This is a genomic window from Microvirga ossetica, from assembly GCF_002741015.1.
Taxonomy (GTDB): domain Bacteria; phylum Pseudomonadota; class Alphaproteobacteria; order Rhizobiales; family Beijerinckiaceae; genus Microvirga; species Microvirga ossetica.
In genome coordinates this window covers 1,280,588-1,303,631 of the sequence record NZ_CP016617.1, presented here as the reverse complement: position 1 = coordinate 1,303,631, position 23,044 = coordinate 1,280,588, and the positions used below count along the sequence as shown (strand labels likewise).

The window sequence follows — 23,044 nt, the reverse complement described above, 5'->3', positions numbered from 1 at the left end:
ATACGGGCCGGTCTACTCCTGCTCATGCGGTGCACGGACGAGGCCGAATGCCGTTACCGGGATGCCCTTGAAGTCGCGCGGGACCAGATGGCTCGGATGTGGGAGTTACGAGCCGCCTGTGATCTGGCCGAGATGCTGTGTGAGTGGGGACGAGAGGCAGAAGCACGTGATCTCCTTGCGCCGATCCATGGCTGGTTCGGCGAAGGCTTCGATATTCCCGAGCTGCGCAGGTCGAAAGCCCTGCTCAAGCGCCTGTTGCCCTTGCACACCCATGGCAGCAGAGTTCCTCGGCGCTGAGAGCAGTTGCACGGCTAGCGGGAATAGTGAGAGGCCGTCATATGAGATGACTGTCGGTTCCTGGCACTCTTGAGACCAGAGCCTGAGGGCAGCAATCCTCGCGTAACCAGACATTCCTCAAGGTACGCGAATTTCCCTGCCTGACCCGTTCCAGACCTTTCCAAACCGTAGCCGAGTCGAAGTATCCTATAGAGCCGATCCGCTCCCGCCGCCGTATATGAGGTGTGACTTTATAGGGCAGGCGAGTTTTCTGACGATCGCGGACCCGGTTGGAGGTTTCCTGCCGGCATCGCGGCGCACCTCACCGAGACAGTCAATGCACGATCAGCCATTGGAGCCGGCACGAACAGGTTGGCTAAAGATCTCATCGACCCCGATCACCATTGCTCTATGTTAGGCTTTCGGGCCGATCGGATACCGATCATCACACCATACCTGGCGGACGGCATGGCGGGAAAATTCCCGCCATTCGGTTGTCCGTTCGTCCTGGAGTTGAGTCATGGATGACCTGTCCTCGCCGCGGAAGGCCCTGGAGAGATGGTTGTGGCATGGCTTGCGGGGCCGCCCGAGGGTGGCTCCGGGAGAGGTCGAGGACGCGAACGCCCGGCTCCGGTCCATCCTGGCCAGCGTCAGCGATTGTTACTTCACGCTGAATGGCGCCTATCGCATCACCGATCTCAACGAGGCGACTGTGGACTGGACGGGGTCCGATCCGAACCGGATCCTCGGGGCCTGTCTGTGGGATCTGTGCAGTCCCGATGCTGAGTGCAGTCTCCTCATCCGGGAGGGCATGGAGCGGCGGTGCCGCATTCGGCGCGAGGTGATGTCCGGCCTGCGGCCGGGCCACTGGCTCGATCTCCAGGTCCGCCCCGCGACGGATGGCCTGAGCGTGTTCTTCACCGACGTCACGGAGCGCCATGCAGCCGCGGCGGCCCTGGACGAACTCGCCGGACGCGTCCTGATCTTGCAGGACGAGGAACGGCAACGCATCGCCGAGGAGTTGCACGACTCGACGGCCCAACATCTGGTGGCGGTCGGCCTGAACCTCATGCGGCTGAAGCAGTTCGTCATCCCCGGTGAGGGCCAGAAGGTGCTCGACGAGGCGGCGGACGCGGTGGACGAAGCCGCCAGGGAGCTTCGCGTCTTCACCTACCTGCTGCATCCACCAGCCTTGGAGAATGGCGGTCTTGCCGGAACTGTGCGGACCTTCGTGGACGGCTTCGCGCGCCGGACCGGCTTGGACGCATCCGTCCGGATGCCGGAAAGGGCCAACGACCTTCCGTTCGATGTCCAGCGCTCGCTTCTTCGGATCATCCAGGAGGCGCTGACCAACACCCATCGCCATGCCGCCGCCTCCCGGATCACCATCGACCTGCGGGTCGGGGCCAATGCCCTGAAGCTGCGCGTGCTCGATGATGGCTGCGGGTTGTCCGGTGGGGTCCGGAAGGCGGCTGGGCGCGCGGCACTGCATGGGGTGGGTGTCACCGGCATGCGGGCCCGCATGCTGCGGTTCGGCGGCAGCCTGCGGTTCCTGAGTGGCGCCCGGGGAACGATGGTTGTGGCCAACCTGCCGCTCGGGTTGCGGCCGGCTGGCGGCGGTTGACCAGGAGCCGCAGGCTGTCGGCTGCCGACCTGGTGGAGGCAGATGGACAGAAGATAATGGATTTCAGGGTCTGACGAGGCCGAACTGCCCCTCGCTGAGGTCTTCCCCCGGTGAATTTCGGGGTTTCCTCTCAGTTCCAGAGCCGAGCTGTTGCTGTATTATCGCTCGTACAATGGTGCCAAGTTTCCGAATGCGGGTGAGGTTCCGACGGGCTTGAGCCCTCAGGCGTCGGAGGTGGCACTCGGAAGATGACTTCAACGTGGTTGCGGTCGATCTCGATCCGTCGCACCAAGGTTCGGATCAGGGCTTGCTTGCCAGCAAAGTCCAACTCGTCCAGTCCGTCACTCACCCGGGTGGCAAACTCTTCGAGGCGCCCAATCATCAGGGTCAATTCACGCTCGGCTTGGGCTTCCTCCACCGCCACCCGACGCTGCTCTTCGAGGCGGGCTCGCCGCGTCTTCAGGCCCGCGATGCGCGGCTGGAATTCGGCAGGTTCGATTACCCCCTCGGCGTAACTGTCAATCAATCGCCCGATTCCACGCTGGAGACGCGCGATTTGGCGTTCAAGTTGCAGTACGTAGTCAGAACTGCCTGTGCGGTCTTGGGTTTGCGTCAAGCGCCGGTGATATTCACCCGCCATCCGATCCGGGTCCTCCAGCAGCGCACGCACCCGGTCCCAGACCGCCTGCTCCAGATAATCGCCTCGGATCTGGGGATTGTCACACACCGCATGGTCATCGAACCGATACCCGTCCGTTCCGATGCAGCGATAATAGCAGTACACGCCCTTCGCCGGATCCCGCTTCGACTGCGGAGCCGTCTTGCCATAATAAGCATAGCCGCAGCGGCGGCACACCGTCAGACCCTGCAGCAGCCAACGCGGTCCTGCCCGGGATTCCCGCTTGCGCTGGCGGTTCTCCTGCAACTGCATCTGAGCGGCCTCAAACACCGCTGGGTCAACCATGGCCGGCACCGGAACCTCGATCCACTCCTCGCGCGGCACCTTCACCCGCACACTCGGCCGGCGGCATGGGTGAGGATGCCCCCGTAGGGGCCGCAGGAGCTTGGGTGGCCCGAACACATAGCGGGCATGCCCGTAGATGGCGCGCCCAATGTAGGTCGTGTTCGTCAGCATCCCGCCAAGCGTCGAGGCATACCAGCGGGTCGATCCGCGACGGGTGACGACACCCGCCTGCTGCAACCGGCGGCAGACCTCCCGCAGGCTGATCCGCTCCAGCCCGACCCAGGCAAAGATCAACCGAACCACGCGGGCTTCCTCCGGCACCACTTCAAAGCGTGCCACACCCCCACCGAGAGCCTTGGGCACGTAGCGGTAGCCATAAGGGCCGGTGGTGAAGGCGCTGACCAGGCCAGATTGCGCCGCGTGGCGCCGTCCACGGCGGCTGCGCTCGAGGATTTTGGAGCGCTCGTATTCGGCGATGACGCCCTGGATCTGCAGCAGCAAGTCGTCCTCGGCGGTGCCGCCAATGGCATGGTTCAGAAAGATCACCTCCGCTCCGGCCCGGCGGAACTCCTCCATCAGAAGCACCTGATGGGCATAGCGGCGGGCGAGCCGATCCGGCGCGAGAACATAAACCCGCTCGATCTCTCCGGTCGCGACCGCATCCCGCAAGCGCTCCAATGCCGGACGGACCAGGACGGACCCGCTGTAGCCCTCATCCACGTAGGCATCCTCCGGCGCGAGGGATTGTTCGTCGGCGGTGATCCGCTCGTGCAGGGCGGCGACTTGGCTGGCGATGGTGTGATCCCGGGCCTGCTGTTCGGTGGAGACCCGCGCGTAAAGGGCAATGCGGCGATCAGACATGCTTACCTCCCTGACTTCGGGTGGTGTGGACGGGAGTTTGGGATCGGCGGTGTTCGGCGGCTCTCCGGATGGCTTTGGTTTGGATGGGTACGACGCGGCGGTAGGCCTCGATCAGGCATTCGGGGCTGAACCGCGTGATCTCGAAGGACTCCTGCACCTGCAGGAGCGGATGACGCGTCTGCCGGGTCATCGGCGCCTCCCTTGGCGGCGCTCCCGACGTCCGCCGCCTGACGCGGCTTTAGCCTGCCACAACTCCCGTCCATGCGTCTCGCCGGACGCAAGTCACAGCGGTCCAGGAGGACAAACCAGTCAAAGCGGCTGTTGGCACCATTGTACGGGCGATCATAGAGAGACGTTGCGGGAGGCACGGGACGATGACGCGCATCCTGATCGCCGACGACTATGACGTGGTCCGCACCGGGCTGCGCGCCATCCTGAGCGGTCAATCCGGATGGGTGGTCGTCGCCGAGGCCGAGGACGGTCGGCAGGCAGTCGACCTCGCCGTCGAGACGCAGCCGGACGTCGCCATCCTCGACTGTCAGCTTCCCGTCTTGAACGGCGTCGACGCGACCCGCGAGATCCGGTCGTGCCAGCCCCGGACGGAGGTGCTGATCTTCACCATGCAGGAGAGCGAGCCCCTGCTGCGCGAGCTGCTCGAGGCTGGGGCACGCGGCTATCTGCTCAAGTCCGATGCCAGGCAGTTCCTGATCGCGGCGGTGGCGGCGCTGGCGCAGCACAAGCCATTCTTCACCGGTGGCGTCTCGGAGACCCTGCTGACGGCATATCTGTCCAGGGGGCCTGCCGGTGACGGCGCGCTGACGGCGCGGGAACGCAGCGTCGTCCAGCTCATCGCGGAGGGCCACAGCAACAGGGCGGCGGCCCAGATCCTGGGCGTCAGCCAAAAGACCGTGGAGGGCCACCGCGCCGCGGCCATGCGCAAGGCCAAGGTGAATTCGACGGCGCACCTCGTGCGCTATGCAGTCCGCACCAGGGTCGTGGAGCCCTGATGCGGCCGGCATGCCGATCCTGATGTTTTCACCTACGCGGGGGACGCAGGCCTGCCCCTGACCTGCCTCGGCTGACTAAGCCGATCCGGCAGAATGAGCTGGCCGCCAGCCTGCCAAACCTTGCACGGGCCTCCCAGGGCTGACGGCCGGCAGGATGATGCAGCCTTCGTGGTGACCCGTGCCTCGGCCAGGCGGGGGAGAGGCCGGGAAAACGTGCTCATCCCGGCCCCTTCCTTACCAAGCATTCGCCAGTATTCGCGTGCTGACTGAGGCCCTGCTGCGGAGCGGTTTTTCTGAGTATCCGGTGCGTCGGTCCATAAGGCGCCGCGAGGACTTCCTGAAACCTTCAAAACGCGTTCCACACGAGGGATTATGCGAAATTGAGCTGCCTCATGCGCGCGTGTAGACGCAGCAGCGTGGAACATTTGGCCTGCGTTTATCTTCCTATATCCGGTCGATGAGGCTGTGCTGTTGGAGGAGAACCGGTGAAGCCCCGAGAACGCGATGAACTCGCCAAGCAGCGGGAGCTCAAGGCGATCAACGCCCGACTGACCCAACATGAACGGAAAATCCGTGTCACTCTGCTCGTGGTCGTCCTCCTGAATGTCGTGATCGTCGCCCTGCTGGCCTACCTACTCTTCGGCCGCGTCTGAGCACCGTCTGCTCATCTTTCCATACTGGGCATTATGCGACCTTACCTATCCTGCATGAGCCAGTTACGGATGGCGGAAATCACACCGAGCACCAGGGCGCCGGCGAGTACGTAAATCACCACCCCTGACACGACATGAACGAATGGGTTGCCCTCGGGAATTGCGTCAACGAACGGATTGCCCTCGGGAATTGCGTCCCGGAAGGCAGCGTAGAAGTTATGCATGATGGCGGCGAACAGGCCCACGAGTCCCCCGAGGAGGATCAGGCTTGGGGTATCCCACCGATGCTTTGCCTTGGACTTGTGCCCCATGCTTTGCATCATCGTGTTCCTCTAACGATGGCTGTGGTGCCACCAGTTACCATCGAGCAAGCATCCGGCGACGGCGCGCCTGCGCGACGCTCGTCCGGGGCCTTGCTCTTTCGTGAGAACAACCACTGTCTTGTCGCCGTTCTGGATGCAGCGCGAGGCGAAAGCGAACGCCGCCGAGAGCGCCTCGTGCTCGGTGGTATAGGCCGACAGGGTCTGGTCCTGATGCGAGACCAGGCAGAGGTCGTCTCGTATGTGGGTCACCACAATCCGTTCCATGGCGACAGATCCTTGCCTGATAATGATCAGCCTAGTTGGTTTCATGGGACCCGCAACAACCCTTTCGGGCGGTGGCAGCGGCGGATCGCCCCTCTCCTGTTCCATAAAGGCGCTTCTGCGAATTTGCGTTTCATGTAACCGGAATGTCTCCAATTGGCACGGGGCAGCCCTTACCCTGACTTCTGTGTCCGGCCGAAAAGCTGACCTTCACTGAGCCTGCTCTCCGGCATTCATTGACCCTCTCGCGACGTTTCCGCTGCGCAGCGGATGGCCGACTTGGGTCATCAGTTCCGGTTCCGAAAGGACATTCTTGCGCCGCCATTTCCCGACATTTCTGGTCCTATTAAGTGGACCTTCAGGCTGAGGCCGAATCGACTCTTGTCGGACCCGTTTTCACGTGTCCATGATGGGCTTTTGGTGTATTATTGTACTTTCATACAGGAGGGGGACCTGGACGTCGCCACCTGGCTTCGCGGTATCGGCCTGGGACAATACGAGAAGGCCTTCCGCGACAACGATATTAGTGAAGAGGTTCTTGCCCACCTGACGGCCGAGGATTTGACGGGAATCGGCGTGACCTCCGTCGGTCACCGGCGCAAGCTGCTTGATGCGATTGCCTCACTGGCCCTGGTTTCGAGATCGGCGCCCATTGGCGCATCCGCATCGCTGAAGACGGCGCTGCCTTTATCCGCCCCGACAGAGGCAGAGCGGCGGCAGCTCACGGTGATGTTCGTCGACCTCGTCGGGTCGACCGAGCTAAGCCATCAGCTCGACCCCGAAGAGCTGCGGGCGGTGATGCGGCGTTACCGAAGCGCGGTAACCGAAGAAGTGGACCGTTTCGGGGGGCACGTTGCCAAGTTCTTGGGCGATGGCATTCTTGCATATTTCGGCTGGCCGAAGGCACAGGAGGACGCGGCTGAACGGGCGGTCAAGGCTGCCCTTCGCATTGTGGCAGCAGCCGGTGGAATCAAGACGCAAGAGGTTCCTCACCTTCGTGCACGCATCGGCATTGCCACAGGGTTGGTGGTCATCGGAAGCCTCGGGGAAGGGGAGGCAGAGCGCCCGGACGAGATCGTCGGGGCGACGCCGAACCTCGCAGCACGGCTACAGCAGGCGGCAGGGCCGGACCAGGTTGTGATTTCCGAAACCACCCGGCATCTCGTCGGAGGGATTTTCGACCTGGAGGACATGGGAAGGCAGCCGATCAAGGGGATCGGCTCCTCGGTAGCCCTCTGGCGGGTCCACGGCATCGGGCGCAGTGAAAGTCGGTTCGAGGGACTTCACGGCACGATGCTCACGCCGTTCGTCGGCCGAGGCCGCGAGATCGATCTGCTGCTCGAGCGCTGGGGGCGGGTCAGGCGAACGATGGGCCAGGTTGTCCTCGTAACCGGGGAGCCCGGGATCGGAAAATCGAGACTGGTGCGCTTTCTCGGGGATCGACTGAGAGGGGACCGGCTCCAGGAAATCCATTTCGACGCCTCGCCGTACTACGCGAACTCGGCGCTACGGCCCGTCATCTCGGAAATCCGGCGCTCCGCGGAGTTTGCACGCATTGACCCGGACGAAACACAGTTCAGGAAGCTCGAGCTTCTTCTGGGAAGGGCTTTGTCCGATACCAGCGGCGCCATCCCTGTCATCGCCGATCTGCTCGGCGTTCGAACCGGCGAGCAGCATTCGTTACGTGATCTGACCCCTCAGCAGAGGAAGGCCATGACATTTGCAGCGCTGCTGAACTGGGTTGAGGGGCTCGCGACGCGGCATCCGCTGCTCATGGTCATCGAGGACGCACAATGGCTCGACCCGACGACGCTGGAACTGGTCGATCGGATCAACGATCGGATCGCCCAATTGCCAGTGCTGCTGCTCGTCACTTTCCGGCCGGAGTTCAAGCCGGCCTGGAGCGGCGCACACGTTGACTGGATCGTGCTCGAACGGCTCGATCCGATTGAGGCGGCCGCAGTGGCCGAGGCCGTTGCGGGCAAGCGTCTTCCGCAGGAAGTCTTGAACGAGATCGTCGCGCACACCGACGGCATTCCGCTGTTCATCGAGGAATTGACCAAGGCGATGCGCGATCTCAACGTCCTTGTCGACGCAGGAGATCACTTCGACCTTTTGGGATCTCTGCCTGCAGTCACGGTTCCCGTGACACTTCAGGACGCGCTGATGGCTCGGCTCGACCGCCTGCCGCCCTCCACAAGGCATGCCGCGCAAGTCGGTGCCGTGATTGGGCGGGAGTTCGATCGTGCGCTGCTGGCGAGCGTGAGCGACATGCCTGCCGGTGAACTGGAGACGGCGCTCTCGGAACTGATCGGAGCCGAGCTAATCTTGAGCGGCGGCACCGCGGCCAGCCCGGCACACATCTTCAAGCACGCTCTCATTCAGGACGCGGCCTACGAATCGCTCCTCAAAAGGCGCCGCCGGGAACTGCACGGCGCGATTGCCGACGCGCTGGTCAACAGATTCATGGACACGGCCACAGCTCATCCCGAACTCGTCGCCGGCCACTACGGCAGGGCCGGGCTCGTCGAGCAAGCAGTGCCATATTATCAGGCTGCGGCACGCACGGCGATCATGCGCTCGGCGACAAGGGAAGCGTTGAGCCAGCTCGATAACGGTCTCTCGCTTCTCGAAACGCTGCCGGAAGGCTTGGAGCGCAACCGATTTGAACTCGGGCTCCGCCTTGCGCTCGGGGATGCGCTCCGGGCGGCTAGGGGCACGGCGGCGGTCGAAACGGGCACGGCTTATGCTCGCGCCCGATTCCTGGCAGGGCAAACGGGAGCGGAGCACGAGAACCTCCGGGCCGGCTATGGCGAGTTTCTCTTTTACTACAATCGCGCGGAGCTCGATCGCGCGCGAAGTCGCCAACGAGCTGATGCGCGCGGCGGCGCGCGCATACGGCGAGGGTGGCCCAATCGGAGCGGACGCAGCCGGATTCGTTGCCCTTTGGATGGGCGATTTTGCCACCGCACGCTCTTTCCTGGCGCAGCGGGTCTCGACAAGGGCACCTGACCTGGACCCTCTGCTCGGTGCGGACATCGCCGACGCCGGACCGAACCTCTACCTTGCCCGGACGCTGCTCATTCTGGGCTACCCCGAGCAGGGGTACCGGCAGTGCCGGCAGGGTCTGGAAACTGCGGAGAAAACGCGCCAGCCCTTCGCCATCGTGTTGGCTCTCGTCAACACGTGCGTCTACTACCACTTGTGCAAAGACTGGCTCGCCCTTCGGCGCGACAGCGAGCGCCTGATTGCTCTCGCGTCCGAGAAGGCCATGCCTGCAATGTTGAACAAGGGACGGGGCTTTCGAGCTGCCGCACTCATCGCGGAAGGAAATGCAACCGAAGGCCTCGAGACCCTCAAATCCTGCTACGAGCACGACGTGAACGCCGGTTACCTGGTGATGATGCCGTACTACGAGTCCATTCTGGCTGAGGCTTACCTTAGTAGTGGCAACGTTGAAGATGCGCGACGCGTGCTCGACGACTCGTTCGAGCGTGCAACTTCGACCGGCGAGCGTTGGTTTGATGCCGAGCTGTACCGACTGAAAGGGGAGTTTGCTTTGCAAGAGCCTGGTCGCGACGGCGACTTGGCGGCGGAATCTTTCGGCAAATCGGTAGAGATTGCCGGGGCGCAGGCCGCCAAATGGTGGGAGTTGCGAGCTGCGTCGCGGCTCGCACGCCTGTGGGCAGAGCGAGGCGCCGGGGAGAAAGCCCACGGTTTTCTGACACACGTTCGCGACTGGTTCACCGAGGGTTTCGAAACTGCCGACGTTAGAGAGGCCGAGGCCCTGCTCAGCGAGCTGGAGCGTGCTACGCTATATGACACGCCCTCGGCTCGGCGGGAATAGCCTTGGCCGTTTGTTGGGGGAAGGGGCAGCGCGTTCAACGGGCGCGGTCGCGCCAATCGCAGTCTTTCCAGAACACACGTTTGACTTCCTGCTACTGGCACGAGGCGGAAGAAGCGCTTGGGTCTGCTCATGAGAAGTCGAGCGGACCTTCATTTCATTTGTTGTTCGTTACTCCTTGACCCTCAGCGGAAGTTCAACGCCTATATCTCGGCTGAAGGCCGACGCCGCCCGACTGCGCCGCCCTCCTCCATCCGGATCAATCATCCCGGATGATCGACCGGATCCTTTGCGCAAGCGCATCGACGGCGAACGGCTTCGTGATCATCTGCATGCCGGGCTCCAAAAAGCCCGCCGCCAGGGTGGCATTCTCGGCATAGCCCGTAATGAACAGCACCTTGAGGTCACGGCGGCGTTCCCGGGCGGCGTCGGCGAGCTGGCGCCCGTTCAGGCCTGGCAGACCCACGTCAGTAATCAGGAGGTCGATGCGCCGCCGGGACTGAAGGATCTTCAGCCCCTCTGGTCCGTCCGCCGCCTCCAGCGTCCGGTAGCCGAGGTCCTCCAGCACCTCGATGATCAGGCTGCGCACCACCGGCTCGTCCTCGACCACCAGCACGGTCTCGCCTGACTCGGCGCGGGGCGCCTCGGCAAGCGTCGACGCCTCGATTTCCGCGTCTGTTTCGCCGCGGTAGCGCGGGAGGTAGATCTTGATCGTGGTGCCTTGACCCACCTCGCTGTAGATCTTCGCGTGGCCCTCCGACTGGCGGGCGAACCCGTAGACCATCGACAGCCCCAGCCCGGTTCCCTGACCAATGGGCTTCGTCGTGAAGAACGGATCGAACGCGCGCTCTATCACGTCCTGCGGCATGCCCGTTCCCGTGTCCGTCACGCAGATGCAGACGTACTGGCCGGGTCTCACGTCCCGCTGCGCCGCGATGTAGGCCTCGTCCAGGTGAGCGTTGCAGGTCTCGATCGTGAGCTTGCCGCCGTCCGGCATCGCGTCGCGGGCGTTGATGACGAGGTTGAGAAGCGCGCTCTCCAGTTGATTGGGATCGCAGAGCGTCGGCCAGAGGCCTCCCGCCAGCACGACCTCCAATGTCACCGCCTCACCGACGGTGCGCCGGAATAGATCCTCAAGGGAAGCGACGAGTGCGTTTGCCTGCACAGGCCTGGGATCGAGCGGCTGGCGGCGGGCAAAGGCGAGCAGACGGTGCGTCAGGGCCGCGGCGCGGTTGGCGGACGTCGTTGCCGCCGTGATGTAGCGATCGACGGTCTCGAGGCGCCCCTGCGAGACGCGCGTACGCAGCATGTCGAGGGAACCCACGATCCCGGTCAGCAGGTTGTTGAAGTCGTGCGCGATGCCGCCCGTGAGCTGGCCCACTGCCTCCATCTTCTGTGACTGCCGCAGAGCCTCCTCGGTCTGACGCAGCGCCTCCGCCGCTGCCCGCTCCGCAGTGATGTCGCGGCCGATGGCGTAGAACAGTCCCTCCTTAGGCACTGCCGTCCACGAGATCAGCCGGTAGCCACCGTCCCTGGCGCGGAAGCGGTTCTCGAACCGGAAGGTCTGGGCACCCTGGTCAAGACCGGCAAGCTCCGCGAGTGTGCTCTCGACATCGTCCGGATGGATGAGCCCAAGAAAGTTACTGGCGAGCAGCTCCGCCTCGGACCAGCCGAGGATCGTCGTCCAGGCCGGGTTGACGGCAACCAACGTTCCGTCCGAGCGGCATACGTCCATCAGGTCCGTGCTGAGCTGCCAGATCTGATCCCTTTCCTTGGTGCGCTCCTCGACCTCGGCCTCCAGGGTCCCATTCAGGCGCCGCAGCGCTTCCTCAGCGCGCCGACGTTCCTCGATCTCGCGTTGGGCTTTCTGGAACAGGCGAGCGTTGTCGATGGCTACGGCACCCCCTGCGGCAAGCCCCGATATGAGCCGCTCCGAGCGCTTGTGGAAGACGCCCGCCTCCGCATGTCCAAAGAACAGGCCGCCGATCACCTCACCGGACCGGGACGTCACAGGCACAGCCAAGTAACTGCGGACCGGTAGGTGCCCTTCTGGCATGCCTCGATGCGGTTTCGAGTGTCCGTAGGCCGGATCCTGGGTGATGTCGTCCGAGCGAACAATGCGCTCACCGTTGAAGGTCGGGGCGAACACCTTCGTGTTGCGGGGCATCGGGAACTTCGAGAACGACTCGCGCGGAACGCCTGAGATGGCGTAGAGCATGTAGCTCTCACCGGCTTCGTTCTGCACGTTATAGAAGAATGCGCCGAACTGGGCTCCGGTGAGCTCCACGCCCGCGTCCGTCACACGCTGGACAAGCCGCTCGAGATCGTGCTCCGACGCTGCGGCGGCCAAGGCCGTGTTGAGGATCTCCAGAGCGCGGGTTTCCTCCCGCAAAGCATCCTGGCTGGACCGACGCTCTGAGATATCCTCGGTGCTGCCGTACCATTCGACGATCTCCCCGTCCGGACTGCGCCGGGGAAGGGCGCGCGAGTGCATCCAGCGGTAGGTGCCGTCGCGCATGCGTGCGCGATGCTCGATATTGTAGGGCTCACCGGTCGAGACAGAGTGGGCCCACGCCATCAGGGACGGCTCTAGATCGTCCGGGTGCATCGCCTGCGCCCAGGTCTCCCCCAATCCCGTGGTGCCGGTCCAGTCCTGCCAACGCTGGGCGACACGATCGAGTTGGCCGTCAGGGCGGGCAGTCCACGTGACCTGCGGATTCAGCTCGACCGTATGGCGATAGTGGTCCTCTGCCTCGCGAAGCTGGGCGTCCGCATGCTTGCGCTCGGTGATGTCACGGTAGAAGACCGCCAGGCCATCAGGAGCCGGATAGGCACGGATCTCGGTCCAGGCCTCCCGCCCGTCAGGCCACGTGTACCTGTTCTCAAACGTGGCCGGCACGCGCTCGGCCATGGCCCGTTTGTAGAACTTACCCAACGGCGAGTTCTCGGTGTTCGGCCAGACCTCCCAATGGGTGCGTCCGATGATCTCCGCCTCGGGCCGCATGTCCAGCCGCAACCCGGCCGGGTTGATTCGCAGAATGCGGAACTCCCGATCGAGCAGGATGAAGGCCTCGTCCATGCCGTCGAGCACGCCTCGGGCGCGCTCCTCGCTCTCCCGCAGCGCACGCTGGCCGAGGACCTTGCCGGTTGTCTCCGTCGCGGCACAGAACAGGCCGGCAACCGCTCCGACGTCGTCCCAGATGGGATTGTAGGAGAAGCTGAACCAAGCATCCTCGCGGTAGCCGTTCCGCTGCATTGGGATCAGCAGATCCTCGTGCCAACTCGCCTGCCCGGAGAGGGTCTGGTCGACCAGCGGTCTGATTTGTTCCCAGATGTCGGACCAGACCACGGCGAAGGGGCGCCCGAGCGCGTTGGGATGCTTGGCGCCGAGGATCGGGATGTATTCGTCGTTGTAGAGGAAGGCGAGATCCGGACCCCACGCAATGAACATTGGCTGCTTGGCATTGAGGATCATCCGCACGAGCATCCGCAATGGCCGGGGCCACGTCTCGGGCTCTCCCAGAGGCGATCCCGACCAGTCGTGCGAGCGCATGCGGGCACCCATCCCCCAGCCGCCCGAGAGGAAGTCGCAGTCGGTCGCGGCTGGGCGTGGGTTTCTATCGTGCATCGGGATTCCGGATGGAGACGGGACAAGGCTGGACTGATCGTGGCCGGACGGGCTCGACGACGGAATGCGATCTAGGGCGCCGCGCTGCGCACCGCAACAGGCGTCTTGCCGCTCCTCGCGGAATGGGCCGCCGTGAGTCTCCGTTAGCGGAACGCAACCGTCGTCCCTAATGATCGGGGCTTGAGATGATGCACTTCATCGACGGCACGATATAGGAGGCTAGAGCCACTTCCCGTTATTCCGAGTCAGCGGGGATTCCACCCTGAGCGCTGATGTGGCCTGCTTGTCTCCAGATATGGAGGCACGGCATGGCAAGCGCTTACCGTCAGGACTTACGTGACCCGTTGATCTCCTCAACCAGCCGCAGGCTCAGAGGAAACCGGAAGTCAGGAGGAGCTTGCCTGGATCATCCTGCCGATGCTGGAGGCCTGGCGCAGCGTGCGCAGCCGGGCATCAGCCCTGGGGCGCCAGCTTCTCGCCAGCGCCCGGCAGAGTGCGGCCTGTCAGCGGCTGATGGCGATCCCCGGGGTGGGGGCGATCACCGCCACCTCGTTTACGGCCGCCATTGAGGATCCGGAGAACTTCAAGAAGTCGTGCTCGGTCGGGGCCTGGCTGGGCCTGACGACCCGTCGCTACCAGTCCGGGGAAGTCGACTATGACGGCCACATCTCCCGGCGCGGCGATGGTCACCTGAGAGGGCTGCTCCATGAAGCCGCAACCGTGATCCTGACGCGCACACATGCCGACAGTTATCTGCGCCAATGGGGGTTGCAGGTGCGGGAGAGAATCGGCTTCAAACGGGTAGCCGTTGCGGTGGCGAGGAAGCTCGCCGTCGTCATGCACGCGATGCTCAAATCCGGCGAGCCGTTCACTCGGGCAGGCAATGCTATCGCCTGACCCACCCAAAACTCCGATGCGCCTGTTCTGAGGCGTGCTGAGGCGTCCCTGCCGGAACGTGGACGAACCATTCCGCCTTGGTTGGTGCACCGGCAAGCCTATAGGCCTGAAGCGTGCGTTTTACACCTTGGAAGGTTCCTCCTGCGAAGCCCATCATGCGCCGACTACTGTCGACCGCGAAGACGACACTGCTCCCGGCAAACCACAGCCTCGGCACCAAAAAGGGCTTGCGTTCAAATGAGCGATTAGACGACGACCAAGACCCGGAGCGGACCTTGTTAGGAACGTAGCGCCAAGTGAAGCGAGGGTGGGAAGAACGGTCGCCACATAGCGGCTACTCATTAGAGCGTCTGATGGCGCATCGTTTTGAACGGGGAAACCGATCCCCTTATTCGCTGACCCGGACCCTCGGTTCCGCACGATGCGCTAGCCGTGCGGCTTGTTATCAGTTCGAGAATTTACGATGTCCGGCCCCATGCAAGCCTCGGTTATCAGCGCCGACCGGATCGCCAGATCGACAGGATGATCCAGAGGCTATTGACGAATGCAATCAGATAGCCAACCAGCCCCACCAGAGTGAGCAGAGGCTGGCCGAACAGGGTTGGCCCGCCTGGGACTGTCATCACGATCGAGGAACCGATCACCAGCGAGGCCGTCATGACGCCGACCGTGACGCGGTCGATTGCGCTGTCGAGCCGGTCACCGAAGCTGTCAAGACGCTTGAGGTCAAGCTCGACCCGCAGGCGGCCCTGCCGTGCGTCTTTGATCAGTCGCGCAATGTCGCGCGGCATCGACGTGACAAGGCCAAGAAGGTCGCTGAACGTGGCCCTGCCCCGTCGCACGGCCTCCGCTGGCCGATAGCGTTCCTGCAGGGCCCGGTCGAGGAACGGCTTGACGCGTTCGATCAACCGGAACTCCGGATCGTACTGGCGCCCGAGTCCTTCAAGGCTGATGAGTGCCTTGAACAGGAGGGCAAGATCGGCCGGCATCATGATCGTGTGCTCGCGCAGGACGGCCGAAACCCTGTGCAGCAACACACCGATCCTGAGATCCTTCAACGGCACGTCGGCGAAATCGAAGGCGAGCTCGCCGAGATCGGCCGCGAGACGGACCTCGTCCACCGTGGCACCGCCGCGCCAGTCGAGCAATACCTCGAGCATGGCCTGCTCGTCATGATGTGCGAGCCCCGCCAGCAGATCGACGATTTGGCTTCGGCGCGTCGGCGACAGGCGTCCCACCATGCCAAAGTCGATCAGCGCAATGCGGTTGCCAGGCAGAAACATCACGTTGCCCGGATGCGGATCGGCGTGGAAGAACCCATCGACCAGAATCATTTTGAGCACGGCGTCGGCCCCGCGCGCGGCGAGTGCCGTTCGATCGAGACCGGCAGCCTCGATCGCCACCAGATCGTTGCCGCGAATGCCCACGATTTGCTCCTGCACATTCATCACGGTGCTCGTCCAGGCCCCATACACTTGGGGCACGAGGATGTTGGGATCGTCGGCGAAGTTGCGCCCGAAACGCTCCATGTTGCGGGCCTCGACCGCCAGATCGAGTTCGCGCCCCAGCGAGCGGCGCAATTGGTCCACCACTTGGATGGGTCGGTAGCACCGCGCCTCTGGCATTTCGCGCTCGACCAGACGAGCAAGGTACCCGAGGATCCTGAGATCGGCGTTGATTTTTGCCACGATGCCCGGGCGGCGGATCTTCAAGATCACCGGGGTGCCACTTGCCAGCTTGGCCCGATGCACCTGTGCGATCGAGGCTGCAGCGTAGGGAGCGCGCTCCAGGTCGGCAAACACCTCAAACGGAGAGGACCCGAGCGCCTGCTCGACCTGCGGCAAGAGCTCGTCGAAAGGGGCCGGCGGCACGTCGCTGTGCAATCGGGCGAGTTCAGCCGTCCAGGCCGGCGGTAGGAGGTCCTCTCGGGTAGAGAGCATCTGACCGAGTTTGACGAAGGTCGGCCCAAGTTCCTCGAACGCGAGTCTCACCCGCTGCTGTGGTTCGAGATCGGCGGCGTCACCGGCTTCTCGCCATTGCAGGATTTGTCCGGCGCGCTCCAGCAGCGTGGCCGTGCCGGTACGACGCACGAGATCGCCGAGTCCGTGGCGAATGAGGACCGAGCTGATCTCGCGCAGGCGCGGCAGATCGCGGACGGCGGTGAACACGGACTAACCTATTACCCCTTTCGCGTCTCTGCGCGATCGCGCAGCGCGTCGGCGACACCGGCCAGCACGCCACTGGCGAGCAACGCCATGCGGATGCTCGTGCCGCGCACCGTTTGCAGACCGGAGGTCGCGCTTTCCCCCATGCGGCCGGCAAATTCCCCCATGATGCCCGCGGCTCGGGCGCTCGCCTCCGCGCCGACCGCTTGAGCGTGACCTGCAAGCTCTGTCATCTCGCGGCGCAGATTGCCACTCATCGCCTCGGCAATGCAGTCCGCGGCCGCCACATAATCTTCTTCAAGTTTCCTCAGACTGGCCAGTGCTTCCTTCAGATCGTTGGTGGTGAAGTCTTTCCCCCGCGCAGCGAGTTGCTGGAGCGTGGCGTGCGTCGCGTTCGCCGAGTTCAGCAGTGCCTCGTCAAGCTCCCGCACGGCGTCGGCAAACACCTCCCGGGCCTCGGCATCGCTCGCGTGAGGTGGGGCATCCCTTTGACCAGTCACTGCTCGAACGATGTCTGCGACGGCCCCGGTGTCCACCCGGCCCTGCTCGAGAACCTGGCTGGTCAGGTCTCGAACCCGCTGCCTGATTGCGAGATCGTCGTCCGGCAGGGAGGATGACACCTGCCCCGAAGATGTGGTGGGCTCCGGCATAGACTGCTCCATGACTTCTCATCGCCAACAGCTTACCGCGAATCGTGTCCCTATGACAGCCAGAACGGCACTCCAGCGTACTCGTCAGCCGCGATGTACGTATTCGTCAGGGTCTGCCATAGCCGGAGCGCAGGCGTCGGCCCCTTTCTACCTTCGGTAGGCCGAGAGATACTCAGGCACGATGGTCTCGAGTGCTTTTGGTTCAATCCCCACATCGCCCAATGTTGGCTCGGAGCCGCTGACCACCTTGTCCGTTCTCAGCAGCCGGACCTGATCGTGGGTGAGCGGTGCACCGGGAAACACTTGCAGCAGCCCGCTGAGCAGCTCAGCCGCCCAGAACGGCACGGGCACCAGCAACGGTCGGGCCCTGATCGTGGCACAGACAAACTCAAGCAGCTCTTTGAAGGTATAGATCCGGGGACCTCCGAACTCATAGATCTTCCCTCGGCTCGCCGGGTTCGCCAGAATGGCCGCGAAGCCCGCCACGACATCTTCGACATAAACGGGCTGAAACCTGGTTTGGCCCCCGCCAATCAGCGGCAAGGCCGGCAGCCGTCGCGCCCGTGCGGCAAAGCCGTTGAAGAAGTGGTCGTCTGACCCGAAGACCAGGCTGGGCCGAACGATTGCCGCCTCGGGGAACGCGGCGCGCACCGCCTCTTCGCCGGCTGCCTTGGAGCGGTCCGCTAGCGCTGGTGCGGTGCGGCTGGCCCCAAGCGCCGACACATGAACGAGGTGCCTGACACCCAAGTGCTTGGCGCTGGCGGCCACCCGGCGAGCCCCGTCTTCATGGATGGCCGTGAAGGTGTGCCGTTGCGCCGGCGAGAGAATGCCGACCAGATTGATGACCGTGTCAGCCCCGTGGACCGCAGCCTGAACAGCTACATCATCGAGAATGTCGGCCTCGACCTGTTGGATCCGTGCCAACCTTGGAGGCTCTCCTGTTGGGGAAGGATGACGCGTCGCGACCCGTACGGATGCTCCCGCCCTGGCGAGATGCTCGACCAGATGCCGACCGATAAAGCCCGATCCGCCGAAAACCGTGACTTGCGTCATCACTTGGCTAAGTCCCGGAACATGGCCAGTCGACTGCAGTCACTCTGCCTCCTCCATACCATGCTTATCGCTTCAAAGGTCCAGAAGCTGCACGAGGCTGACCTTAGCCGTACTTCCGCACTACTGGGATGAGCGGACCTTCGCACCGACATCCGCTACTACTCAGTTTGACCCGCAGCGGAAGATTCGGTGACGCTGCACTCCATAACGTTCCGTTCTCCAAACTCCTTGGAACTTGCGTGCTAAGCAGGTTTCAGCGGGGTGGCCAACGGATGCTGTCTGTGATTCCATCTCATAGTTTGGTTCGGGATGCGGATCATGGCGGGCAAATCCCCTGTTGTCGCAAGCGCCGCGCAGCGGCGTGAGCTCATGGCTCTCAGCCACTCGCGCGATCGGGGCGAGGCGGATCGGGCGCGGGCGCTCCTGCTGACCCTGGCGGGCTGGACGAGCCCGCGGATCGCCGAGGCCTTCGGCGTGCGCGAGGATACCGTGCGGCTCTGGCGCAGCGCTTTCATGACGGGTGGGGTCGACGCGCTGCGGCGATCCGTTGCCCCGGGACCGGCACCGGTCAAGGCCGAGCGGGCGCTCGCGGTGGCCGAGGCGGTTCTGGCGGGATCGGTCGCAAATCGCCCCAATTGGACCTTGCCGCGGCTGGCCGACGAGATCGAGAAGCGCTCCGGCGTGCGCATCTCGCGCTCACGGCTCTCGGTCGTGTTGCGCCAAAAGGGGATTTCCGCTGGCGCCGGCCGCGCCATACCCTGAAGGGCCGCCAGGATGCAGACGCCGTGGACCGCGCTGGCCTGCGCCGCAAGCTCCTGAAGGCGCAGGCCGAGGCGGGCGATATCGTGCTCTTGTTCGGGGATGAATCCGAAGCGCTCACCCACCCCTATCTCGCCCATGCTTGGGCCAAGAAGGGCGCGGATCTGCGCATTCCAGCGCCCGGCCAAGCCGCCAAGGTGGCGATGCTCGGTCTGCTCGACTGGGCCCCGCGGGACCTGATCGTGCGCACCAGCCGGAGCAAGCGCAGTGCCGATTTCATCGCGCTGCTGGACCAGATCGACACGCAGTATGGCCCAACGTCCGCTCGTGCGACGAAGCCGATCGTGCTCGTCCTCGATAATGGCCCGATCCACACCAGCAAGGCGACGCGCGCCGCCCTCGCCGAGCGGGCGCCCTGGCTCACGGTCGAATGGCTGCCAAAGTACGCTCCCGAACTCAACGCCATCGAAGAGCTCTGGCGCGATCTGAAGCAGCATCATCTTGCTCACCAGACTTTCGCGGGTCCAGAGACCCTCGATGATGCCATCCACGAGGCGGTCGCGATGCTCAATTGCGAGCGAAGTCGCCATCCGTTGGCCAACCACCGAATCGCTGCTTAGGGTTTGTTCAGCACAAGCTCTGGCTTTATCAGGCGTCTTGACCAGGGGCGCGGCAACGGCTTGGGGGCGTCTCTGGCAACGGCGTTTCCTCCCGCGTCAGACGTGCGACGCACCAACATGATCCGCCATGTTGGCGCCGCGGGTACCTAGCGGCCTCGGCGTCCCTTCAGTGCTGTCGCGAGCCGTCTGGTGCTCCATCTCGGCATTGAGGTCGGCCCCAAGCAGGACGATCACCACCGACAGCCAGATCCACACCATGAAGCCAACGCCGGCACCCAGCGAACCGTAGGTCTTGTTATAGCTGTCGAAGTTGGCCACGTACCAGGAAAACAGCATCGAAGCGGCGAGCCAGAGCACGGCCGCCGTGACACTGCCCCAGGTCACCCAGCGCCACTTCGGATCACGGCGGCTCGGGCCGTAGCGATAGATGACGGCCAGCCACACGCCCACCACCGCGAGAAGAAGCGGCCAGCGCAGGATGGCCAGGAGCCGTTCGGCCGGCGTCACGAAGCCTACAAAGGTGAGAGCGACAGGTGCGACCACCACCACACTGATGGCCAGGATGATGAAGCCGATCATGCCCAGGGTGAGCAGGAATGTGGTCGCGTAAAAGCGCAACAGGCTCCGCTTCTCCTTCTCGCCGTAGACCACGTTGAGGGCATCGAAAAGGGCCGCAACCCCCGAGTTCGCGCTCCAGAGTGCCACTAGAAAGCCGATAATGAAGGCGACGCTGAGCGTATCATTGCCCTGGGTGGCGATCAGGGAGATCTGCTCCCCGATGAGCTCCAGCACCCCGCCGGGCAAAATGCCCGCCAGTAGGGACAGGTGGCCCCTGATCGTGCTGGTGTCGGCAAAGAGCCCGTAGAGTGACACGATGGTGGCAATCGCCGGGAAGACCGCCAGCAGGGCAAAGAAAGCAACCCCGCCCGAGGTCGACAGGATACGATCTTCCGAGATCCCCCAGAGCACACGCCAGAGAATGTCCTTCCACCCGCGGGCCGGGATCTCCCCGGGGGTATTCGCCTCCCGTCCCCGACCGGGCTCATGGGCGCGGTTGAGATCGTCCGGTTGCACACCGGGAGCGGCCTCCTCTTCGAGCTTGGAGCGCCAATCTTCGCCGTGTTCGTTCATGGGGCACCGTTGAGGTCCAGAAGGGTATCAGGTCGGCAGGTTCTTGCTGTGTGAAGGGACGTTTCCAGGCCTTTCCACATTAACCCCGAGACTGGTCTCCGGGCTCCTTTGAGGCCCGTGCTCCCAATCCGGATAGCTGTCCTGTGACATAGACGCGAAGCAGCAGGCTGAAATCAGGGAAAGACGATACTGGGTCTTGAACTTGCGACGCCCGCCATCCAGATACCATCCATATAGATGGTGAAAAGAGGGCGGCTATGGCGGCCAACGTGCACGAACTTCGACCTAAGGCTTCCGATAGCGAGAAGATTACGATCAACCTGGGCTATGTCGACCTTGGCCACATCGATCTGCTCGTGCAGGAGGGTTTCTACTCCAACCGGACCGACTTCATCCGGACCGCTATTCGAAACCAGCTTGATCGTCATACCGACGCCGTCAAGAAATCAGTGGACCGGCACCAGCTCGACCTCGGCCTGCGCCACTACGGTCGCCAGGACCTCGAGGCCGTGCAGGCAGCCGGAGAAATGCTGCACATCCAGGTTCTGGGTCTTGCCAGCATCGCCAACGATGTCACGCCCGAGCTGGCGCGGCAGACGATTGCCTCCCTTCACGTCCTTGGCGCCTTGCACGCCAGTCCGGCCGTGAAAGAGGCGCTGAAGGACCGCATGCGCTGACCACCGGGTAGCTCCGTCTCCCCGACTTTCGAACCTGCCCAACCCTTCCCGACGGAAGGGGCAGGCCCCGCTTTGCCCAACCACAGGACCGAAACCATGAACGCAAAAGCGAATATCGATATGCTCGAGGCAACCCGCCTCACCCGCGAAGGCCGGCTCGCCGAAGCCATGGCGGTCCTTCGGGGCGAACTTCCGGGCGCCAATCCGTCAACCGCCCCGAGCGATGCCGCAGGAGATGCAAGCAAGCGCCCACCGGGGCATTTCTCGCGGATCATCAATATGGTGCCCCCATCCTCCGGAGGAGGGGCGTGGACCCCGCCAAAATTCGACTCCTCGCATCCTCCTTCTAACGCGTTTGACAGTCTTGCCGGAGGCTTGGCCCATCCGCAGGTGCCGGAGGCGCTACGCGGCTTCCTCGACCGTGTGGGCCAATCCGGCTCCACGCTTGGTCTCGATGGATTGGTCGGGCTTGACCCGACCCGCGCGCCGGCCCCGCTGCCGGAGGGAGCCCGGTTTGAAGAGAAGTCCTTTGCCAATGAGGCGGGAAGCCGTGCCTACAAGGTCTACATCCCAAGCAGCTACTCGGGTCAGCCTGTGCCGCTCGTGGTGATGCTGCACGGCTGCACCCAGTCGCCGGACGATTTTGCCGCTGGGACGCAGATGAACGAATTGGCCGAGGAGCAGACGTTTCTGGTTGCCTATCCGGCACAGGCCCAGTCGGCCAACGTGTCCAAGTGCTGGAACTGGTTCAACGCAGGCGATCAGCAGCGGGATCGGGGCGAGCCCTCGCTGATCGCCGGCATCACGCGTCAGATCATGCGCGACTTCTCGGTCGAACCAGGACGGATCTATGTCGCTGGGCTCTCAGCCGGCGGGGCCGCCGCGGCAATCATGGGCTCGGCTTACCCAGACCTCTATGCGGCGGTTGGGGTGCACTCCGGGCTAGCGTGTGGGGCGGCTCGTGACATGCCGTCCGCGTTCGCTGCCATGCGACAGGGCGGAACGCTTCATCATAGTGGAACCAATCAGCTCGTGCCGACCATCGTGTTCCATGGCGATCGCGACACGACTGTTAACCCCGTCAATGGCGATCAGGTCATTGCTCAGTCGAAGGCGAGCTCGGATCTCCGCACGACGGTCAGCCGCGGGCAGTCTCCAGGGGGAGTAGGCTACACCCGTACAGTCGGGTGCGATGACAGCGGACACCCAATGCTTGAGCATTGGGTGCTCCACGGGGCGGGTCATGCTTGGTCTGGTGGAAGTGCGACTGGTTCCTACACTGAGCCACACGGGCCCGAGGCCAGCCGCGAGATGATGCGCTTCTTCCTTGAGCACCCAAAGCCGAAAGCTCCATCTCCCGTGTAAGCACAAAGAGCCCGCCAATCCTCGTTGTGATCTGGCGGGCTTTGATTTGAGAGCGACCATACGGGTGGGCCCAGATTGGACCTCATGAGTTTCGTTCGTCCAACTCAAGGGGCTACGCCATCTCGGACTGCACCATAGCGGAAGGTCTGGAAATGGCAGTGCGCCCCGAAGGCGCGGATCACCAGTGGAGGAAGATTCCACCCAGAGAGTTGTCGATTGATCTGGTAGCTGACGAGCGGTTCGGCCGGGCGACCGGACGGGCCGGAGCCTCGTGACAAAGGTCGCT

18 protein-coding genes and 2 pseudogenes are annotated in these 23,044 nt (G+C 63.7%); 10 read left to right on the top strand and 10 right to left on the bottom strand.

Annotated features, from left to right (window positions below):
* Positions 1-105: 105 nt before the first annotated feature.
* Positions 106-273, bottom strand: a complete 168-nt coding sequence (locus tag BB934_RS47740; RefSeq protein ID WP_157934491.1) for a hypothetical protein — start codon at positions 271-273, stop codon at positions 106-108.
* A gap of 523 nt (positions 274-796) precedes the next feature.
* Between BB934_RS47740 and BB934_RS34245 the strand changes: the two genes are divergently transcribed.
* Positions 797-1,900 carry a sensor histidine kinase gene (locus BB934_RS34245; RefSeq protein WP_099514217.1) on the top strand — a complete coding sequence of 368 codons (1,104 nt, stop codon included), beginning with the start codon at positions 797-799 and terminating at the stop codon, positions 1,898-1,900.
* Between the two features lie 130 nt (positions 1,901-2,030).
* Here BB934_RS34245 and BB934_RS34240 read toward each other — a convergent pair whose 3' ends face one another.
* Entirely contained in the window at positions 2,031-3,725 is a 1,695-nt protein-coding gene (locus tag BB934_RS34240) for a recombinase family protein (protein ID WP_099514216.1), read from the bottom strand.
* Entirely contained in the window at positions 3,718-3,915 is a 198-nt protein-coding gene (locus BB934_RS34235; RefSeq protein WP_099514215.1) for a hypothetical protein, read from the bottom strand. The genes BB934_RS34240 and BB934_RS34235 overlap by 8 nt, the downstream gene beginning before the upstream one ends.
* A gap of 184 nt (positions 3,916-4,099) precedes the next feature.
* On the opposite strand from BB934_RS34235, the gene BB934_RS34230 reads away from it, so the two are divergent.
* Both BB934_RS34230 and BB934_RS47735 read left to right on the top strand, forming a co-directional pair.
* The gene (locus tag BB934_RS34230; RefSeq protein ID WP_099514214.1) at positions 4,100-4,732 is read left to right on the top strand and encodes a response regulator; all 633 of its coding nucleotides are present in this window, start codon (positions 4,100-4,102) and stop codon (positions 4,730-4,732) included.
* 485 nt (positions 4,733-5,217) lie between these two features.
* The gene (locus BB934_RS47735) at positions 5,218-5,385 is read left to right on the top strand and encodes a hypothetical protein (RefSeq protein ID WP_157934490.1); all 168 of its coding nucleotides are present in this window, start codon (positions 5,218-5,220) and stop codon (positions 5,383-5,385) included.
* A gap of 41 nt (positions 5,386-5,426) precedes the next feature.
* On the opposite strand, the gene BB934_RS34225 is transcribed toward BB934_RS47735, so the two are convergent.
* Both BB934_RS34225 and BB934_RS34220 read right to left on the bottom strand, forming a co-directional pair.
* Positions 5,427-5,708 carry a hypothetical protein gene (locus tag BB934_RS34225; protein WP_157934489.1) on the bottom strand — a complete coding sequence of 94 codons (282 nt, stop codon included), beginning with the start codon at positions 5,706-5,708 and terminating at the stop codon, positions 5,427-5,429.
* A 9-nt stretch (positions 5,709-5,717) separates the two neighbouring features.
* Positions 5,718-5,972 carry a hypothetical protein gene (locus BB934_RS34220; RefSeq protein WP_099514212.1) on the bottom strand — a complete coding sequence of 85 codons (255 nt, stop codon included), beginning with the start codon at positions 5,970-5,972 and terminating at the stop codon, positions 5,718-5,720.
* Between the two features lie 417 nt (positions 5,973-6,389).
* Between BB934_RS34220 and BB934_RS34215 the strand changes: the two genes are divergently transcribed.
* Both BB934_RS34215 and BB934_RS34210 read left to right on the top strand, forming a co-directional pair.
* Positions 6,390-8,981, top strand: a complete 2,592-nt coding sequence (locus tag BB934_RS34215; protein WP_162299252.1) for an AAA family ATPase — start codon at positions 6,390-6,392, stop codon at positions 8,979-8,981.
* Positions 8,920-9,816, top strand: coding sequence for a hypothetical protein (locus BB934_RS34210; RefSeq protein ID WP_099514210.1), 897 nt, complete (start codon positions 8,920-8,922; stop codon positions 9,814-9,816). The genes BB934_RS34215 and BB934_RS34210 overlap by 62 nt, the downstream gene beginning before the upstream one ends.
* 256 nt (positions 9,817-10,072) lie before the next feature.
* On the opposite strand, the gene BB934_RS34205 is transcribed toward BB934_RS34210, so the two are convergent.
* Complete coding sequence (locus BB934_RS34205; protein WP_099514209.1) at positions 10,073-13,441, bottom strand: PAS domain S-box protein; 3,369 nt, start codon at positions 13,439-13,441, stop codon at positions 10,073-10,075.
* A gap of 396 nt (positions 13,442-13,837) precedes the next feature.
* Here BB934_RS34205 and BB934_RS34200 point away from each other — a divergent pair.
* Positions 13,838-14,338 (top strand): annotated as a pseudogene (locus tag BB934_RS34200) (transposase); the annotation flags it as partial.
* Between the two features lie 491 nt (positions 14,339-14,829).
* Here BB934_RS34200 and BB934_RS34195 read toward each other — a convergent pair.
* The 3 genes from BB934_RS34195 to BB934_RS34185 all read right to left on the bottom strand — a co-directional run bounded on the left by BB934_RS34195 (position 14,830) and on the right by BB934_RS34185 (position 18,206).
* Complete coding sequence (locus BB934_RS34195; RefSeq protein WP_099514208.1) at positions 14,830-16,506, bottom strand: ABC1 kinase family protein; 1,677 nt, start codon at positions 16,504-16,506, stop codon at positions 14,830-14,832.
* 11 nt (positions 16,507-16,517) lie between these two features.
* Positions 16,518-17,153, bottom strand: coding sequence for a DUF6781 family protein (locus BB934_RS34190; RefSeq protein ID WP_157934488.1), 636 nt, complete (start codon positions 17,151-17,153; stop codon positions 16,518-16,520).
* 147 nt (positions 17,154-17,300) lie between these two features.
* Positions 17,301-18,206, bottom strand: coding sequence for a complex I NDUFA9 subunit family protein (locus tag BB934_RS34185; RefSeq protein WP_099514206.1), 906 nt, complete (start codon positions 18,204-18,206; stop codon positions 17,301-17,303).
* A 309-nt stretch (positions 18,207-18,515) separates the two neighbouring features.
* Here BB934_RS34185 and BB934_RS51185 point away from each other — a divergent pair.
* Together BB934_RS51185 and BB934_RS34175 are read left to right on the top strand one after the other, a co-directional pair.
* Positions 18,516-18,707: pseudogene (locus tag BB934_RS51185) on the top strand (helix-turn-helix domain-containing protein); the annotation flags it as partial.
* A 134-nt stretch (positions 18,708-18,841) separates the two neighbouring features.
* On the top strand, positions 18,842-19,585 hold the full coding sequence (locus tag BB934_RS34175) for an IS630 family transposase (protein WP_237050034.1): 744 nt from the start codon (positions 18,842-18,844) through the stop codon (positions 19,583-19,585).
* Positions 19,586-19,681: 96 nt separating this feature from the next.
* Here BB934_RS34175 and BB934_RS34170 read toward each other — a convergent pair whose 3' ends face one another.
* The gene (locus BB934_RS34170; RefSeq protein ID WP_099514205.1) at positions 19,682-20,716 is read right to left on the bottom strand and encodes a YihY/virulence factor BrkB family protein; all 1,035 of its coding nucleotides are present in this window, start codon (positions 20,714-20,716) and stop codon (positions 19,682-19,684) included.
* Between the two features lie 257 nt (positions 20,717-20,973).
* Between BB934_RS34170 and BB934_RS34165 the strand changes: the two genes are divergently transcribed.
* Complete coding sequence (locus BB934_RS34165) at positions 20,974-21,393, top strand: CopG family transcriptional regulator (protein ID WP_099514204.1); 420 nt, start codon at positions 20,974-20,976, stop codon at positions 21,391-21,393.
* Between the two features lie 96 nt (positions 21,394-21,489).
* Positions 21,490-22,758: an extracellular catalytic domain type 1 short-chain-length polyhydroxyalkanoate depolymerase gene (locus BB934_RS34160; protein WP_099514203.1), complete on the top strand. Its 1,269-nt coding sequence runs from the start codon at positions 21,490-21,492 to the stop codon at positions 22,756-22,758.
* The last annotated feature ends 286 nt before the right edge of the window (positions 22,759-23,044 follow it).